The organism is Actinoallomurus spadix (genome assembly GCF_024055725.1).
Taxonomy (GTDB): domain Bacteria; phylum Actinomycetota; class Actinomycetes; order Streptosporangiales; family Streptosporangiaceae; genus Actinoallomurus; species Actinoallomurus spadix.
This window is the reverse complement of record NZ_JAMXMX010000001.1, coordinates 254,899-270,133: the sequence shown is the minus strand read 5'-3', so window position 1 is coordinate 270,133 and position 15,235 is coordinate 254,899. Positions and strand designations below refer to the sequence as shown.

Sequence of the window (15,235 nt, the reverse complement as noted above, 5' to 3'; positions counted from 1 at the left end):
ATCAGCCTTGTCAGGGCTTCGATGAAGGCCCGAACCGCCAAAAAATGGTGAATTCTTCCCCAGGGCGAGGAGACCCGCCGGGGCGACGCCCCGGCTCGGCGGGGTCCCCGACTCTGGGAGAATCCGTCGTCGTGGTGGTACGCCCTGCAATCGTCCTCTTGGCGTTGATCGCCGCCGCGGGTTGCGCGAGTGAGCGCCACCCGCAGGCGCGGCCGAGCGCCTCCCTGGTGATCCCGACGCCGTCACTCTCCCCCACCGGCAGGCCACGGCTCGCCCGGCCCGGCGCGGAATGCGGCCAGGTCACCACGGTGCGCGGCGCCCGCGCCACCGTCCAGGTCGTACGCGGGCGGACCACCTGCGTCGAGGCGATACAGGTCTTCGAGAAGTACAACGACCCCGACACTCCCGCGGAGGGGACCGCGGGCCTGGTGGTCATCGGCCACTGGACCTGCGGCACCAGGGGCACGATCACCACGTGCACATCGAAGATCGCGACCATCCGGACCCATCCCTGAGGCCGCTCACGCCGGGTGACATCGGTCACACCGGGCCACGACCCCCCGGCCGGGTCTCCTCGCAGGTGACGAAGGGGGCTGATAACCTGTGCGGTTGGCCGACGAGGGGCGACTTCACCACACCCGGGCGCGTGCGCACGTGAAAGTTTTCGCTCTACGGGAACAACCCGGCCACAATCGCGCGTTTCCGATAGTGCGCGCGTAAGCAGACGACATACGTCCCGTACCGCTAGGACATCGAAGGGAGGGAGGTGTCCTCATGCCGCGAACCGCTGCTGCGACCATGCCCGCAGGGCCGACGCCTTTCGAGGAGCTTCTCGACCGTGGCCGTTCTCAGGGGCACCTCTCACTGGACGAGGTGCGTGCTGCCTTCCACGAGGCCGGCATCACCCCCACACAGGGCCGCTCCATCATTCGTGAGCTGACCGAGGCCGGAGTCCGGCTGGCCAGTGAGGACAAGACCGAGGCCGCGTCCACCAAGAAGAAGGGTACGGCCGCTGTCAAGAAGGCCAAGCCCGCCCGCGCCAAGAGCAAGACCGCCGGCAAGGCGAAGGCCGCCCAGGCCGACACCGGGGCACCCCGGGCCGAGGCCGACCCCGACACCACGGACGCCCCCGTCACCGAGCTCGAGTCCGATGACTACGAGGTCGACGCCCCGACCGACCTGGACGACCAGTCCTCGGTCATGGGCGACTCGGTGCACACCTACCTGAAGGCGATCGGCCGCCGGCAGCTGCTCACCGCGGCGCAGGAGGTCGAGCTCGCCAAGCGCATCGAGGCCGGGCTCTACGCCGAGCACAAGCTGGAGACCGAGACCGGGCTGTCCGACGGCGACCGCGAGGACCTCGAGCTCGTCGCCGAGGACGGGCGCCGGGCCAAGTCGCACATGCTGGAGGCGAACCTCCGGCTCGTGGTCTCGGTGGCCAAGAAGTACGCCGACCGCGGCCTGTCGCTGCTCGACGTCGTGCAGGAGGGCAACCTCGGCCTGATCCGCGCGGTGGAGAAGTTCGACTACACCAAGGGTTACAAGTTCTCCACGTACGCGATGTGGTGGATCCGGCAGGCCATTCAGCGTGGCTTCGCCGACTCCGCCCGCACGATCCGGCTGCCCGTGCACGTCCTGGAGATGCTGAGCAAGCTCAGCCGCGTCGAGCGGGACATGCATCAGCGCCTGGGCCGCGAACCGACTCCTGAGGAGCTGGCCGAGGAGCTCGACAAGAGCCCTGCCCAGGTCCAGGAGCTGCTGCGGACCAGCCGCCAGCCGATCAGCCTGGACTCGACGATCGGCGAGGACGGCGAGACGCGCATCGGTGACCTCATCGAGGACACCGACAGCCCCGAGGCGTCCGAGCTGGTCGACCGCCAGCTGATGGCCGACCAGCTGCGCCGCGCGCTGTCCGTGCTGTCCCCGCGCGAAGAGAAGATCATGGCGATGCGGTTCGGGCTGTACGACGGCACGCCCCGCACGCTCGACGAGATCGGCAAGCACCTCGGGCTGACCCGCGAGCGGATCCGCCAGCTCGAGAAGGAGTCGCTGTCCAAGCTGCGGCACCCGAGCAACGCCCAGCCGCTGCTCGACTTCGCCAGCTGACCGGACCCAGCCGACCGACGAAGGCCCGCCGGGAGCCCACGCGCTCCCGGCGGGCCTTCGCGTCCTCTCATGAGGCCGACGCCACCGCCGGCTACACCGCCACCCTCACCGTCCCGGCCTGAGCCTCCAGGCCGGGCGGTCCCGGACCACGCGATGAGGGCCCGCTCCCGGCGGGCCCTCATCGTCTCGCGGGCACCGCCCTCAGGGGATGAGGACCGGACGGCCGCGCAGGCCGCCCTTCTCCAGGAGCCGGTGGGCCGTCGCCGCCTCCGCCAGCGGGAACGTCCCCGCCACGCGCGGCGTGAGCCGCCCGTCCGCCGCGAGCAGGGCGAGCTCGGCCAGGCGCGGTCCGTCCGCCCGGATCCACACGTTGGAGACACGCGTGCCGCGCAGCGCCGGCGGAGCGGCCCCGCCGACGACGGCCGCGAACGCGCCCCCGCCGCGTACGGCCTCCAGCGCGGGCAGGCCGACGACGGCCGCGTCGATCGCGGCGTCGACGCCGCCCGGCACCGCCGAGCGGACGGCCGCCGGCAGCTCCCGGGTCCGGGGCACGAAGATCTCGGCGCCGAACCCGCGGACGAGATCCTCGTCCGGCTCCCCCGCGACCGCGACGACGCGGATCCCGCGCAGCGCGGCCAGTTCGGTGGCGAACCCGCCGACGGCACCGGCCGCACCCGTGACCAGGAGGGTCTGGCCGGCGCGGAGGCCGAGACGGTCCAGGGCCTGGTCGGCGGTGAGGACGTTCAGCGGAAGCGTCGCCGCCTCCTCCGGGGACAGCCCGGCCGGCCTTCGCGCGATGGCGTCCGCGTCGAGGACGACCTGGTCGGCGTGGGTGCCCAGAGGAAGATCGAGCCGGTCGGACAGCCCGATCACCTCCTCCCCCGGAGCGAACCCGGCCGTTCCTGGACCGGCCGCCTCGACCACCCCCGCGACGTCCCAGCCGAGACCGGTCACCTCGCGCGCCGCCATGATCCCGCCCTGGACCAGGGCACCGGCGCGGGTCGCCACGTCGACGGGATTGACCGCGGCGGCGCGGACCCGCACGCGCACTTGACCGGGGCCCGGTTCGGGGACGGGAACCTCGGCGAGCTCCAGGGCCTCCGGGCCCCCGTAGGAACGAACGACGACCGCGCGCATGGCGTAGTCCTCCTCTGTGCTTCGGTTGGCGATACACAGGAACCTACGGACCGCTACTCTCTATCGGGAAGTATGTACCTCAAAGTGCGTAAGCCACCCGGAAGAGTGTCATGCCGACCCAGACCGCCGTCGAGCGACGGGCCGAGGCCCGCGCCGCGTACGACGCCTACCTCGCCACCTGTCCCGCCCGTGAACTGCTCGACCGGATCAGCGACAAGTGGGTCACCCTCGTCCTCAACGCGCTGGCCGGCGGTCCACGGCGCTACAGCGACCTCGGCCGGGCCATCGCGGGCGTGAGCCAGAAGATGCTCACCCAGACGTTGCGGGCCCTTGAACGGGACGGCATGGTCACCCGCACCGTCACCCCGTCCGTGCCGGTCCGCGTCGACTACGAGCTGACCCCGCTCGGCGTGAGCCTGCTGCCGCTCGTCCAGGCGGCGAAGGAGTGGGCGGAGACGCACATCGCGGAGGTGCACGCCGCCCGCGCGGCCTATGACGCGCCGGCCGGCGAGCCGGCGTAGCGTCGCGTCACCGAGGCCCGCGCTTCGTCGTAGCGGCGGAGGACGACCCGGGCCAGCGCGTCGTGCACGCCCAGCGGCGGGGCGACGACGTCGGCGCCCGCGGCGAGCAGGCGGTCGTGGAAGTGGCCGGGCGCCAGCAGGTAGGAGGCGACCGCGATCCGGCGCGCGCCCTGGGCCCGCAGGTCCTGAACGACCTCGGTGAGGGCCGGTCCCCCTCCGGCCGCCAGGCCGTACGCCACGGGGCGGCGCAGGCGGCGGCCCAGCAGGTGCGCGGCGGAGGCCGCGTCGGCGATCCCCTGAGGGTCGGAGGTTCCAGCCGCGCCGAGCACGACCGCGTCGGCGTGCCGGTCCCGTCCCAGCCGGTCGGCCAGCGCCCCGGCGAGCAGCGGGTGGGGGCCCAGCGGCCGGGCGACCGTGGCGTGCGGGCCGGCGCGGCCGGGGATGTCCCGCAGCGCGTGGTAGCCGCGGCCGAGCATCAGCGGCACCGCGACGACCGGGTCCGGCCCGGCGGGAAGCGCGGCGAGGGCGTCTTCCAGGGACGGCTCGGTGATCTCGGCGTACGACTCGGCGACGGTCAGGCCGGGGCGCAGGGCGCGAAGCCGGTCGAGGAGGGCGCGGATGACGGCGACTCCGGCCGGGTCGCGGGTGCCGTGCCCGACCGCGAGCAGCGTCACACCGCCTCCGGGGCGCCGGTGAACCGGGCCGGCTCGCCGCGGACCGGGTCGCAGGCCAGCCGGTAGCCGCGTTTGACGACGGTCTCGACGAGCCCGCCCCGGCCGAGGCCGCGGCGCAGCCGCGCGACCGCCATCTCCACGGCGTGCTCGTCCGGGGACGGGCGGCCGGGGCTCACCCCGCCCGGCAGGGTCCGGCTCGGCAGCACGGTGCAGAGTTCGGCGCGGGAGACCACGTGGCCGGGGCGCCGGGCGAGGGCCCGGAGGATCGCCATCGGCGCCGGCGCGATCGGCTTCAGCTGCCCGTCGATCAGCACGGCGTGCCCGCGCAGCTCGATGGCGTGCCCGGCGACGGCGACCCGGCTGGACCGCCGGACCGGCAGTTCGGCCGCCAGCGTCCGTACGAGCGCACCGAGGCGGGCGCGCTCGGGACGCACCGTCGCCACGTCCCGCTCCTCCAGCGGCGCGGCGGTCACCGATCCGACGCACGCGGCGACCACCTGGGTGCGCAGCGCCTCCAGCAGCGGATCCTCGAGGTTGTCGTCGGCCGCGACGGCCAGCGTCGCGGACACCGCCGGGGCGCTCGTGAAGGTGATCGCGTCGATGGTGCCGGCGACCGCCTGCCCGACCAGCCTGCGCAGCGGCGTCGGGTCGTCCGTGCGGGCCCACTGGTACACCGGGACCTCGACCACGTCGGCGCCCGCGCGCCGGAGCGTGCCGATGAGGTGCGGCGTCGGATCGCCGTACAGCTGGACGGCGATCCGGCGGCCGCGCAGGTCCTCCTCCAGGAGATGGCGCAGGACCTCGTCGCAGTTCTCCGACTCGGGCGACCACGCCTCAGCCATCCCGGCGGCGCGCACCGCGCCCTTGGCCTTCGGCCCGCGGGCCAGGATCCGCACGTCGCCCAGACGCTTGATCAGGTCGTCCCGCAGCCCCCAGCCGTCGGCCGTCTCCAGCCAGGCCCGGAAGCCGATCCCGGTCGTGACGATCACGTCGTCGACCGGGTCCGCGAGGATCTCGCGGGTGGCCGCCAGCAGCTCGGCGTCGTCGGCGAGCGGCACCAGCCGGATCGCGGGGGCGTACACGACGCGGGCGCCCTTGCGCTCCAGCAGCGCCGTCAGCTCCTCGTGCCGCCGCGCCGCCGTGACGCCCACGGTGAATCCGGCCAGGGGCGCGTCCTTCACGACTCGGCCACCTCCACGCGGCCGCCGGCGCGCCGCACCCGGAACGTCGGCACGGACACGGCCGGGTCGTCCAGGCAGCGGCCCGTGGTCAGGTCGAACACCTGCTTGTACATCGGGGAGGCCACGGTGGGCAGCCCCGCGCGGGTGCCGACGATGCCCCAGGCCAGGACGTTCGCGCCGCTGAACGGGTCATGGCCGGACAGGGCGTACAGCGCGCCCTCGTAGGTGCGGAAGATCGCGACCTGACGGTCGCCGACCAGCGCGCAGACGCCGCGCTCGGGCTGCAGGTCGTCGTAGTCGCAGACGGCGGTCCACCGGGGGGCGGCGAGCGTGCCGGTTCCGGCGGGCGCCGATGCCAGGGTCTCGGTCAACGGGTACTCCCTTCAGTCGGCCCGCCCGGCGGCTGCCCGCGGGCCGGCCACGCGCGCGCCGGTCAACGGGTCACCTCCACCATCGCGGGCTTGATCTGGTCACGTTCGGGTTCGAAGACGATGCTCGGGTCGGGCATGCCGGGCGCGTTGACGAAGGAGACGAAGCGGCGCAGCTTCTCCGGGTCCTCCAGGATCGCCCGCCACTCGTCGGAGTAGCCCGCCACGTGGCGTTCCATGGCCGCGTCCAGCTCGGCGCAGATGCCGAGCCGGTCCTCGACGATGACCTCGCGCAAATAGTCCAGGCCGCCCTCGAGGTTCTCCAGCCAGGACGCGGTGCGCTGCAGCCGGTCGGCGGTGCGGATGTAGAACATCAGGAACCGGTCGATGTAGCGGACCAGCGTGTCCTCGTCCAGGTCCTGGGCGAACAGGTCCGCGTGGCGCGGCCGCATGCCGCCGTTGCCGGCGACGTAGAGGTTCCAGCCCCGCTCCGTGGCGATGACGCCGAAATCCTTGCTCTGCGCCTCGGCGCACTCACGGGCGCACCCGGACACCGCCGACTTGATCTTGTGGGGGGCGCGCAGGCCCCGGTAGCGCAGTTCGAGGCGGATGGCGAGGGCGACCGAGTCCTGGACGCCGTAGCGGCACCACGTGGAGCCGACGCAGGACTTCACCGTGCGCAGCGCCTTGCCGTAGGCGTGGCCGGACTCGAACCCGGCGTCGATCAGCCTCTTCCAGATCTCCGGCAGCTGCTCGACGCGGGCACCGAACAGGTCGATCCGCTGCCCTCCGGTGATCTTCGTGTAGAGGCCGAACTCCCGCGCGACCTCGCCGATGACGATCAGTTTCTCCGGCGTGATCTCGCCGCCCGGGATGCGCGGCACCACCGAGTACGTGCCGTTCTTCTGCATGTTCGCGAGGAAACGGTCGTTGGTGTCCTGCAGGCCGGCCTGCTCGCCGTCGAGGATGTGGCCGTTGCCGAGGCTGGCCAGGATCGAGGCGACCACCGGCTTGCAGATGTCGCAGCCCCGGCCGTGCCCGTGCTCGGCGATCAGCTGGGAGAACGTCGTGATCCCGCGCACCCGGACGATGTCGAACAGCTCCGCGCGGCTGTGGTCGAAGTGCTCGCACAGGGCCTTGCTCACCTCGACGCCCGCGGCGGTCAGCTCCGCGTCGAGGATCTTCTTGACCAGCGGCACGCAACTGCCGCAGCCGGTGCCCGCCCGGGTGCAGGCCTTCACCGCGGGCACGTCGGTGAGACCGTCCTCGGCGATCGCGGCGCGGATCGTCCCGGCGGTCACGTTGTTGCAGCTGCAGATGACGGTCGCCCCGGGCAGCGCGCCGCCCGCCGCCTCGGTGCCGCCGAACAGCGCCTGCTCGGGCGTGCCGGGCAGCTTCGCGCCGACGTACGCGCGGAGGGTCGGGTAGGACGAGGCGTCGCCGACCAGGACGCCGCCGAGGAGGGTCTGCGCGTCGTCGCTGACGACGAGGCGCTTGTAGATCCCGGCCACCGGGTCGGTGTAGATGACGTCGAGGGCGTCGGCGGACGGGTCGCCGAAGCTGGCGACGTCCACGCCCATCAGCTTCAGCTGCGTCGACAGGTCCGCGCCGGTGAAGCGCGCCTCCCCGCCCAGCAGCCGGTCCGCGACGACCTCGGCCATGGTGAAGCACGGCCCGACCAGGCCGTAGACCATGCCGCCGACCAGGGCGCACTCGCCGATCGCGAAGACCCGCGGGTCCTCCGTGCGGCAGGCGTCGTCGACGACGACGCCGCCCCGCTCCCCCACCGGCAGGCCGGCGGCGCGGGCGAGGTCGTCGCGCGGGCGGATGCCGGCGGAGAAGACGACCACGCCGGCGTCGATGACGACGTCGCCGGCCAGGCGCACGGCGCCGGGCTCGACGCGGTCGAGGCCGACGCCGGTGTGCACGGTCATGCCCAGGGCCTCGATGTGGCGGCGCAGCATCGCGCCGCCGCCCTCGTCGAGCTGGCGGGGCATCAGCCAGGGCGCCACTTCGACGACGTGGGTGTCCAGGCCGAGTCCCTGCAGCGCGCGGGCGGCCTCTAGGCCGAGCAGGCCACCGCCGACGACCACTCCGGCCGCCCGCCTTGACATAGTAAGGTCACCGCTCGTGGCCACGGCGGCGCGCAGCGCGTCGAGGTCGTCGATCGTCCGGTAGACGAAGGCGTTCTCGGCGCCCGGCACCGGCGGCACGAACGGCACCGACCCGGTGGCGAGCACGAGCGCGTCGTACGGCAGAGTCGCCCCCGCGTCCGTGCGGACGACGCCGGCGGCGCGGTCGATCGCGGTGACCCGCTCCCCGGTCCGTACGGTCACGCTCTCGTCGTGCGGCGGGTAGCCCAGGTCGGCGCCGTCGGTGAGGTAGGACGTCAGCGCGACACGGTCGTAGGCCGTGCGTGGCTCCTCCCCCACGACCGTGATCCGCCACCGACCGGCGGAGTCGCGCTCCCGCAGCGCCTCGACGAGGCGGTGCGCCGCCGGTCCATGGCCGACGACGACAAGACGGCTGGTCATACGAATTCAGTCCTCCCCGACGCGACTTGACCTCGATCTTGACCATCGGGCGTTTCGCGTCTGCGTCCCGCTTGTTACCGCTGTGCTACAAGCCGCTCACCTACGGCCTGACCTGGTGGGGAACGTCACCTCCTGGGTTCCGAGCCACTCGAGGATGCCCTCGACCGTGTCCCGGCAGCCGCCGCAGCCGGTGGTGGCGCGGGTCTCGGCGGCGACGTCGGCGACGTCCCGCGCCCCGGCCTCCCAGCAGGCGCGGATGCGGCCCTTGCTGACGTTGTTGCACACGCAGACCGTCGCCGCGTCCGGCATCCGCACCGGTGTGTCGGCGGGCGTGGCCGGGTCCAGCCCCTGGAACAACAGCGCCAGGCGGTCGGAGGGCACCGGCGCCGCCCGGTCGTACAGCTGGGTGAGCGTCCCGGCCGTGGTCGTCTCGCCGAGGAGGATCGCGCCGATCAGCCGGTCGTCCCGGATGACGACCTTCTTGTACGTCCCGCGCGCCGGGTCGGCGAAGCGGATCACCTCGGCCTCATCGTCGCCGAGACCCGTCTCGCCCATGGCGGCCAGCTCGATCCCGGCCGCCTTCAGCCGGGTGACCTGCCGTGATCCCTCGTACCGCGCGTCACCGCCGGTCAGCAGGTCGGCGAGGATCCGGGCCTGCTCCCACGCGGGCGCGACCAGCCCGTACACCGTGCCCTGGTGCTGGGCGCACTCCCCGATCGCGTGCACGTCCGGGTCGTCGACCGAACGGAGCCGGTCGTCGACGACGACGCCCCGGTCGACCGTGAGCCCCGCCGCCCGCGCCAGACCGGTCTCGGGCCGGATGCCGCAGGCCAGCACCACCAGGTCGGCGGGCAGGACCACACCGTCGTCCAGCTCGACCCCGGTGACCCGCCCCCCGGCGGTGGGGGCCCCGGTCAGCCGCGCTCCGACGAGCGTGCGGACGCCGAGGCCCGCGATCGTACGCCGCAGGACCCCGCCGGCCTCGGCGTCCAGCTGCCGCTCCATCAGGTGCCCGCCCAGGTGGACGACGGTCACGCGCAGCCCGCGCCCGGCGAGCCCGCGGGCCGCCTCCAGGCCGAGCAGCCCGCCACCGACCACGACCGCCGACTCCGCGCCGTCGGCCATCCGGATGATCGCCCGGCAGTCGTCGAGCGTGCGGAAGGCGACGACGCCCTCGGCGTCCAGGCCCGGCAGCGGCGGGACGACCGGGGCGCTGCCGGTGGCGAGCACGAGCGTCCCGTACGGGGTGACGGTCCCGTCGGCGCAGGTCACCGTCTTGCGCACCCGGTCGATCGCGACGATCTCCCGCCCGAGGCGGGCGTCGACGCCGTTGGCGGCGTACCACGCCGGGTCGGTCAGGCCGATGTCCCCGGGCGCGGTGACGCCGGCCAGGACGTTCGACAGCAGCACCCGGTTGTACGGCTGAGCGGTCTCGGCGCCGAAGACGGTGATCCGCAGGTTCCGGTCGCGGGCGCGCAGCTCGGAGACGAGCCGGGAGCCCGCCATGCCGTTGCCGACGACGACGATCTGTCCGTTCACTTCTTCTCCAGTCGGACGGCGCACACTTTGAACTCCGGCATCCGCGACGTCGGGTCGAGCGCCGGGTTGGTGAGCAGGTTCGCGCGGGCGGGACCGGCCCAGTGGAAGGGCATGAAGACGGTGTCGCGGCGGATCGCCGTGCTGAACCGCGCCATGGCGACCGCGCCGCCCCGCCGGCTCGTGACGCGGACGTCGTCGCCCTCCTCGATCCCCAGCCGGCCGGCCAGGTCGGGGTGGATCTCGACGTACGGCTCCGGCGCCGCGTCGACCAGCGCCCTGACCCGGCGGGTCTGCGCGCCGCTCTGGTAGTGGGCGAGCACCCGCCCGGTCGTCAGGTAGACCGGGTAGTCCGCGCAGACGTCCTCGGCGGGCCCGCGGTGGTCCACCGGGACGAGGCGGGCGCGGCCGTCCGGCGTGGCGAACCGATCGAGGAAGACCCGCGGCGTACCCGGGTGGTCCTCCCCCGGGCACGGCCAGAAGACGCCGGTCTCGGCGACGATCCGCTCGTACGTGATGCCGGAGTAGTCGGCGAGCCCGCCGGCGCTGGCCGCGCGCAGCTCGTCGAAGACCTCGGCCGGCTCGGCGCCGAACCGGCCGGGGGCCGCGAGCCGCTCGGCGAGGGCGGCGAGGATCTCCAGGTCGGTGCGGACCCCTGGTGGCCGGGGCCGCGCCGCCCGGCGCAGCAGGACCCGGCCCTCCAGGTTCGTGATCGTGCCGGTCTCCTCCGCCCACTGCGCCGCCGGCAGCACGACGTCGGCGCGCACGGCGGTCTCGGACGGCACGAAGTCGGACACCACGAGGAGGTCCAGCGCGTCCAGGCGGGCCTGGACGCGGCCCGCGTCCGGCGCCGACACGACCGGGTTGGAGCCGAACAGCAGCAGGGCGCGCGGGCCGCCGGGCGTGCCGAGCGCGTTCAGGAGCTCGGTGGCCGACAGGCCGGGGCCGGGCAGGTCGCCGGGGTCGATGCCCCAGACGCGTGCGACGTGTTCACGCGCCGCCGGGTCGTCGATCCTCCGGTAACCCGGCAGCTGGTCGGCCTTCTGGCCGTGCTCGCGGCCGCCCTGCCCGTTGCCCTGCCCGGTCAGGCAGCCGAACCCGGACCCGGGACGCCCCGGCAGGCCGAGCGCCAGGGCCAGGTTGATGAACGCCGTCACCGTGTCGGTCCCGGTGGCGTGCTGCTCGGCGCCGCGCGCGGTCAGGATCAGCGCGTTCGCGGCCTCTCCCAGCATCCGCACGGCCGTCCGCATCGCCGGCACCGGCACCCCGGTGATGCGCTCGACGCGCTCGGGCCAGTAGCCGTTGATGACGGTGCGGACGTCCTCGAAGCCCGCCGTCCGCTCGTCGAGGTACGCCTTGTCGATGAACCCCTCGGTGATCGCCAGGTGCAGCAGCCCGTTGGCGAGGGCCAGGTCCGTGCCCGGCGTGACCTGAAGGTGCAGGTCGGCGCGGCGGGCGGTCGCGGTCTCCCGCGGGTCGACGACGATGAGCCTGCCGCCCCGCTCGCGCTGGGCGGTCAGGTGCCGGACGAACGGCGGCATCGTCTCGGCGACGTTGCCGCCGGCCAGCAGGATCGTGTCCGCGGCGGCGATGTCGGTGATCGGCACGGGCAGGCCCCGATCCAGCCCGAACGCCCGGTTCTGCGCCGCGGCCGCCGACGACATGCAGAAGCGGCCGTTGTAGTCGATGTTCGGCGTGCGCAGCGCGACGCGGGCGAACTTGCCGAGCTGGTACGCCTTCTCGTTGGTCAGCCCGCCCCCGCCGAATACCGCGACCGCCTCACGGCCGTGTGCCTCCTGGATCCGGCGGATCCCGGCGGCGATCCGGTCGAGCGCCGCGTCCCAGGAGACGGGCTCGAGCGGGGCGTCCCGGCGGGCCCGCATGAGGGGCACGGTCAGCCGGTCGGGGATGTCCAGGAGCTCCCCGGCCGTCCACCCCTTCTGGCAGAGGGCCCCGCCGTCACCGCCGTTGGCCGGGATGTCCTCGCGGGGCGCGACGGTGGTGCCGGGGCCGACGAGCATCCCGCACTGCAGCGCGCAGTACGGACAGTGGGTGGCTGTGGGCGACATGCCTCGATCGTGCGGTTAGGGCGTTTCCCGGCGGGGTCCGTGGTGTTACCGGCCCGCTACAACCACTTCACCGATCCCTCTGACCTGCGGTGCGGCTCACAGCACCCCTCGCGCACGGGTGCGGGGAAGTTATCAACGCCGCATTACGCGCCATACACCGGAGAAACGGGCGGTTCCTAGCGTCGGCGCAGCACCCCAGCCAGAGGAGCCCGTATGACCATCATCGAACAACGCCTTCCCGGCGCCGGCCCGGCCGGACGCCGGTGGATCACGGACTGGCACCCGGAGGACCAGGGTTTCTGGGAGGAGACGGGAGCGAAGGTCGCCCGGCGCAATCTCGCGTTCTCGATCTTCTCCGAGCACATCGGGTTCTCCGTGTGGAGCCTGTGGTCCGTGCTGGTGCTGTTCCTCGGCCCGGCGTACCACGTCGACCCCGCCGGGAAGTTCCTGCTGACGACGGTTCCGACGGCGCTCGGCGCGGCCCTGCGCCTGCCGTACACCTTCGCGATCGCCCGGTTCGGCGGCCGCAACTGGACGATGATCAGCGCCGCGCTCCTGCTGGTCCCGGCGGTGTCGGTCGCGGTCCTGCTCCGGCCCGGCGTCTCCTTCACCACCCTCCTGGTCCTCGCGGCCGTGGCCGGGGTCGGCGGCGGCAACTTCGCCTCCTCGATGGCCAACATCAACGCGTTCTATCCGCAGCGCCTCAAGGGGTGGGCGCTCGGCATCAACGCCGGGGGCGGCAACATCGGCGTGGCCGTCGTCCAGCTGGTCGGACTGGCGGTGCTGGCGACGGCCGGCAAGGACCACCCGCGGCTGGTCGCCGGGATCTACGTCCCCCTCATCGTCCTGGCCGCGCTGGGCGCGGCCCTGCGGATGGACAACCTCGCCGGGATGCGCAACGACAAGCGGGCCATGCGGGACGTCATGCGGGACCCGCACAGCTGGATCATGTCGCTGCTGTACGTCGGGACGTTCGGCTCGTTCATCGGATTCGGCTTCGCCTTCGGCCAGGTACTGCAGGTGCAGTTCAAGACGGACTTCGACACGCCGATCAAGGCGGCGTACCTGACGTTCCTCGGCCCGCTGCTGGGCTCGCTGATCCGCCCCGTCGGCGGCTGGGCGGCGGACCGGCTCGGCGGGGCCAAGGTCACCTTCTGGACCTTCGTGGCGATGGGGATCGGCGCCGCGATCGTTCTCACCGCCTCCGCCGAGCGGTCGCTGCCGCTGTTCCTCACCGGGTTCGTGCTGCTGTTCGTCCTCAGCGGCGTCGGGAACGGCTCGACGTACAAGATGATCCCCGCCATCTTCCGCGCCAAGGCCCCGACGCAGGACGAGGCCCGCCGGCTGTCGAGCGCCCTCATCGGCGTGGCCGGCGCGATCGGGGCGTTCGGCGGCGTCCTGGTCAACCTGGCCTTCCGCCAGTCGTTCCTGACCTACAAGACCGGCGACGGGGCGTACGTCGCCTTCATCGCCTACTACGTCCTCTGCGCGGCCGTGACGTTCCTCGTCTACCTCCGCCGGTCCCCGCGACGGCTGCCGGGCGTGTGAACCGCCGCGTGGTGCCACCCCGGGCCGGGGCGGCACCACGCGCGCCGTCACAGGACCGGCGGCAGGCCGAAGTGCGGGAACAGCGCCGGGCCGAAGGTCGTGATCTCTCTGATCCGGCCGTCCTCGACGCGCAGGACGTCGAACTTGAACGCCCGGAACTCCGAGTCGCCCGGCCGCCGCAGGTAGCTGGCGGCCGTCGGCATCCGGTTCGCCGACGTCGGGACCAGGCGCCAGTCGCCCTCTCGGTCCTCCCCGAACGCCCGCTCCAAGAGCGGCACGACCGCCGCCAGGCCCTCGTAGCGGTACGGGTACGGCGGCATCGTGACGCGCAGGTCCTCGGCCGCGATGGCGACGGCGGCCGCCGCGTCACAGCGTTCATGCGCGTCGATGAACCGTTCGAGCAGCGTGCGCTCCGCGCCGCTCAGCTCACCCGAGGACCACTCGGTGCGGCGCGCCGGCAGGCGCCGCTGCATCGTGGTCCGGGCCCGCTGCAGCGCGCTGTTGGCGGCGGCGACGCTCGTTCCCAGCAACTCCGCCGTCTCCGCCGCCGACCTGCCGAGCACGTCGCGGGCGAGGAACGCGGCGCGCTGCCTCGGCGGCAGCCCCTGCAGGGCCGCGACGAACGCCAGCTCGATCGTCTCCCGCTCGACCACGACCGCGTCCGGCCCCTCGCCGGCGGGCGCGGCCGCGTCGAGCAGGCCGTCCGGGTACGGCTGCAGCCACGGCACCTCGGCGAACGAACCACCGCGTACCGGCCGGCGCGCGGTGCGCCGGAGCAGATCCAGGCAGACGTTGGTGGCGATCCGGTAGAGCCACGCGCGGAACAGCGCGCCCCCGTCGAAGCCCGCCCGGCCCCGCCACGCCCGCAGCAACGTCTCCTGCACGGCGTCCTCCGCCTCGTCGAACGAGGCCAGCATCCGGTAGCAGTGGACGTGCAGCTCCCCGCGGTGCCGCTCGGCGAGCGCGGCGAACGCCCGCTCGTCACCCGCGACGGCCGCGGCGATCTCGTCCTGCCGTGCCTCCACGGTCCCGGTCACGCCTCGCCACCGCGCCGGATCTGCTGGAGCAGCCAGCCGTTGCCGTCCGGGTCGCTGAAGGAGGCGAAGTTCGCGTAGTCGCGCTCTTCCGCGTCATGTCCCGGCACCGGACCGCCGGCCTCGTGGTGGAAGACCTCGCTCACCTCCACCCCGCGCCCGGTCAGCTCGGCGCGCACGGCCTCGATGTCGGCGACCACCAGGTGCAGACCCTGCACCGAGCCGGCCGTCTCCTTGTTCTTCATCAGCGCGATCGAGCAGGCCGAACCCGGCGGCGTGAGCTGCACCACCCGGAAGTCCTCCCCCGCGCTGAAGTCGACGTCCAGCCGGAACCCGGCCCGCTCCGCGTAGAAGGCCTTGGCCCGGTCGACGTCCGCGACGGGGACGACGACGAGTTCGAGCTTCATGTCCATGGTGCTTGTCTCCTCGGGTCCGGCCGGCCGATCACCGACGCTTCGGCCCATGTAACGACAGTCCTACGACGAACTCATCGGTGCGGCGATGAGAATCCGCAGCCGTGCGATATT

13 protein-coding genes are annotated in these 15,235 nt (G+C 73.4%); 4 read left to right on the top strand and 9 right to left on the bottom strand.

Annotated elements, in window-relative coordinates; all coding sequences use genetic code 11:
- Nucleotides 1-158 precede the first annotated feature (158 nt).
- Nucleotides 159-515 (top strand): hypothetical protein, encoded by a 357-nt coding sequence (locus tag NE235_RS01170; RefSeq protein WP_252798753.1) that lies wholly within the window; start codon nt 159-161, stop codon nt 513-515.
- A 259-nt stretch (nt 516-774) separates the two neighbouring features.
- Complete coding sequence (locus NE235_RS01165) at nt 775-2,106, top strand: RNA polymerase sigma factor (protein WP_252798752.1); 1,332 nt, start codon at nt 775-777, stop codon at nt 2,104-2,106.
- Between the two features lie 201 nt (nt 2,107-2,307).
- Here NE235_RS01165 and NE235_RS01160 read toward each other — a convergent pair whose 3' ends face one another.
- Entirely contained in the window at nt 2,308-3,243 is a 936-nt protein-coding gene (locus tag NE235_RS01160; protein WP_252798751.1) for an NADP-dependent oxidoreductase, read from the bottom strand.
- A gap of 110 nt (nt 3,244-3,353) precedes the next feature.
- Here NE235_RS01160 and NE235_RS01155 point away from each other — a divergent pair, with 110 nt between their 5' ends.
- Complete coding sequence (locus NE235_RS01155) at nt 3,354-3,764, top strand: winged helix-turn-helix transcriptional regulator (protein WP_252798750.1); 411 nt, start codon at nt 3,354-3,356, stop codon at nt 3,762-3,764.
- Here NE235_RS01155 and NE235_RS01150 read toward each other — a convergent pair.
- From NE235_RS01150 to NE235_RS01125, 6 genes are all read right to left on the bottom strand, one after another.
- Entirely contained in the window at nt 3,734-4,438 is a 705-nt protein-coding gene (locus tag NE235_RS01150) for a sirohydrochlorin chelatase (protein WP_252798749.1), read from the bottom strand. The genes NE235_RS01155 and NE235_RS01150 overlap by 31 nt on opposite strands.
- Nucleotides 4,435-5,619, bottom strand: coding sequence for a uroporphyrinogen-III synthase (locus NE235_RS01145; RefSeq protein ID WP_252798748.1), 1,185 nt, complete (start codon nt 5,617-5,619; stop codon nt 4,435-4,437). The genes NE235_RS01150 and NE235_RS01145 overlap by 4 nt, the downstream gene beginning before the upstream one ends.
- Nucleotides 5,616-5,990 carry a nitrite reductase small subunit NirD gene (gene nirD / locus NE235_RS01140; protein ID WP_252798747.1) on the bottom strand — a complete coding sequence of 125 codons (375 nt, stop codon included), beginning with the start codon at nt 5,988-5,990 and terminating at the stop codon, nt 5,616-5,618. The genes NE235_RS01145 and nirD overlap by 4 nt, the downstream gene beginning before the upstream one ends.
- A gap of 62 nt (nt 5,991-6,052) precedes the next feature.
- Nucleotides 6,053-8,521, bottom strand: a complete 2,469-nt coding sequence (gene nirB, locus NE235_RS01135) for a nitrite reductase large subunit NirB (RefSeq protein ID WP_252798746.1) — start codon at nt 8,519-8,521, stop codon at nt 6,053-6,055.
- A 96-nt stretch (nt 8,522-8,617) separates the two neighbouring features.
- The gene (locus NE235_RS01130; protein WP_252798745.1) at nt 8,618-10,060 is read right to left on the bottom strand and encodes an FAD-dependent oxidoreductase; all 1,443 of its coding nucleotides are present in this window, start codon (nt 10,058-10,060) and stop codon (nt 8,618-8,620) included.
- On the bottom strand, nt 10,057-12,126 hold the full coding sequence (locus tag NE235_RS01125; RefSeq protein ID WP_252798744.1) for a molybdopterin oxidoreductase family protein: 2,070 nt from the start codon (nt 12,124-12,126) through the stop codon (nt 10,057-10,059). The genes NE235_RS01130 and NE235_RS01125 overlap by 4 nt, the downstream gene beginning before the upstream one ends.
- A 213-nt stretch (nt 12,127-12,339) precedes the next feature.
- Here NE235_RS01125 and NE235_RS01120 point away from each other — a divergent pair, with 213 nt between their 5' ends.
- Nucleotides 12,340-13,674 carry a nitrate/nitrite transporter gene (locus NE235_RS01120; RefSeq protein ID WP_252798743.1) on the top strand — a complete coding sequence of 445 codons (1,335 nt, stop codon included), beginning with the start codon at nt 12,340-12,342 and terminating at the stop codon, nt 13,672-13,674.
- A 47-nt stretch (nt 13,675-13,721) separates the two neighbouring features.
- On the opposite strand, the gene NE235_RS01115 is transcribed toward NE235_RS01120, so the two are convergent.
- Nucleotides 13,722-14,711, bottom strand: coding sequence for an RNA polymerase subunit sigma-70 (locus tag NE235_RS01115; RefSeq protein ID WP_252798742.1), 990 nt, complete (start codon nt 14,709-14,711; stop codon nt 13,722-13,724).
- Nucleotides 14,708-15,121 carry a VOC family protein gene (locus NE235_RS01110; RefSeq protein WP_252798741.1) on the bottom strand — a complete coding sequence of 138 codons (414 nt, stop codon included), beginning with the start codon at nt 15,119-15,121 and terminating at the stop codon, nt 14,708-14,710. Before NE235_RS01110 ends, NE235_RS01115 begins: the two co-directional genes overlap by 4 nt.
- Nucleotides 15,122-15,235: the final 114 nt, after the last annotated feature.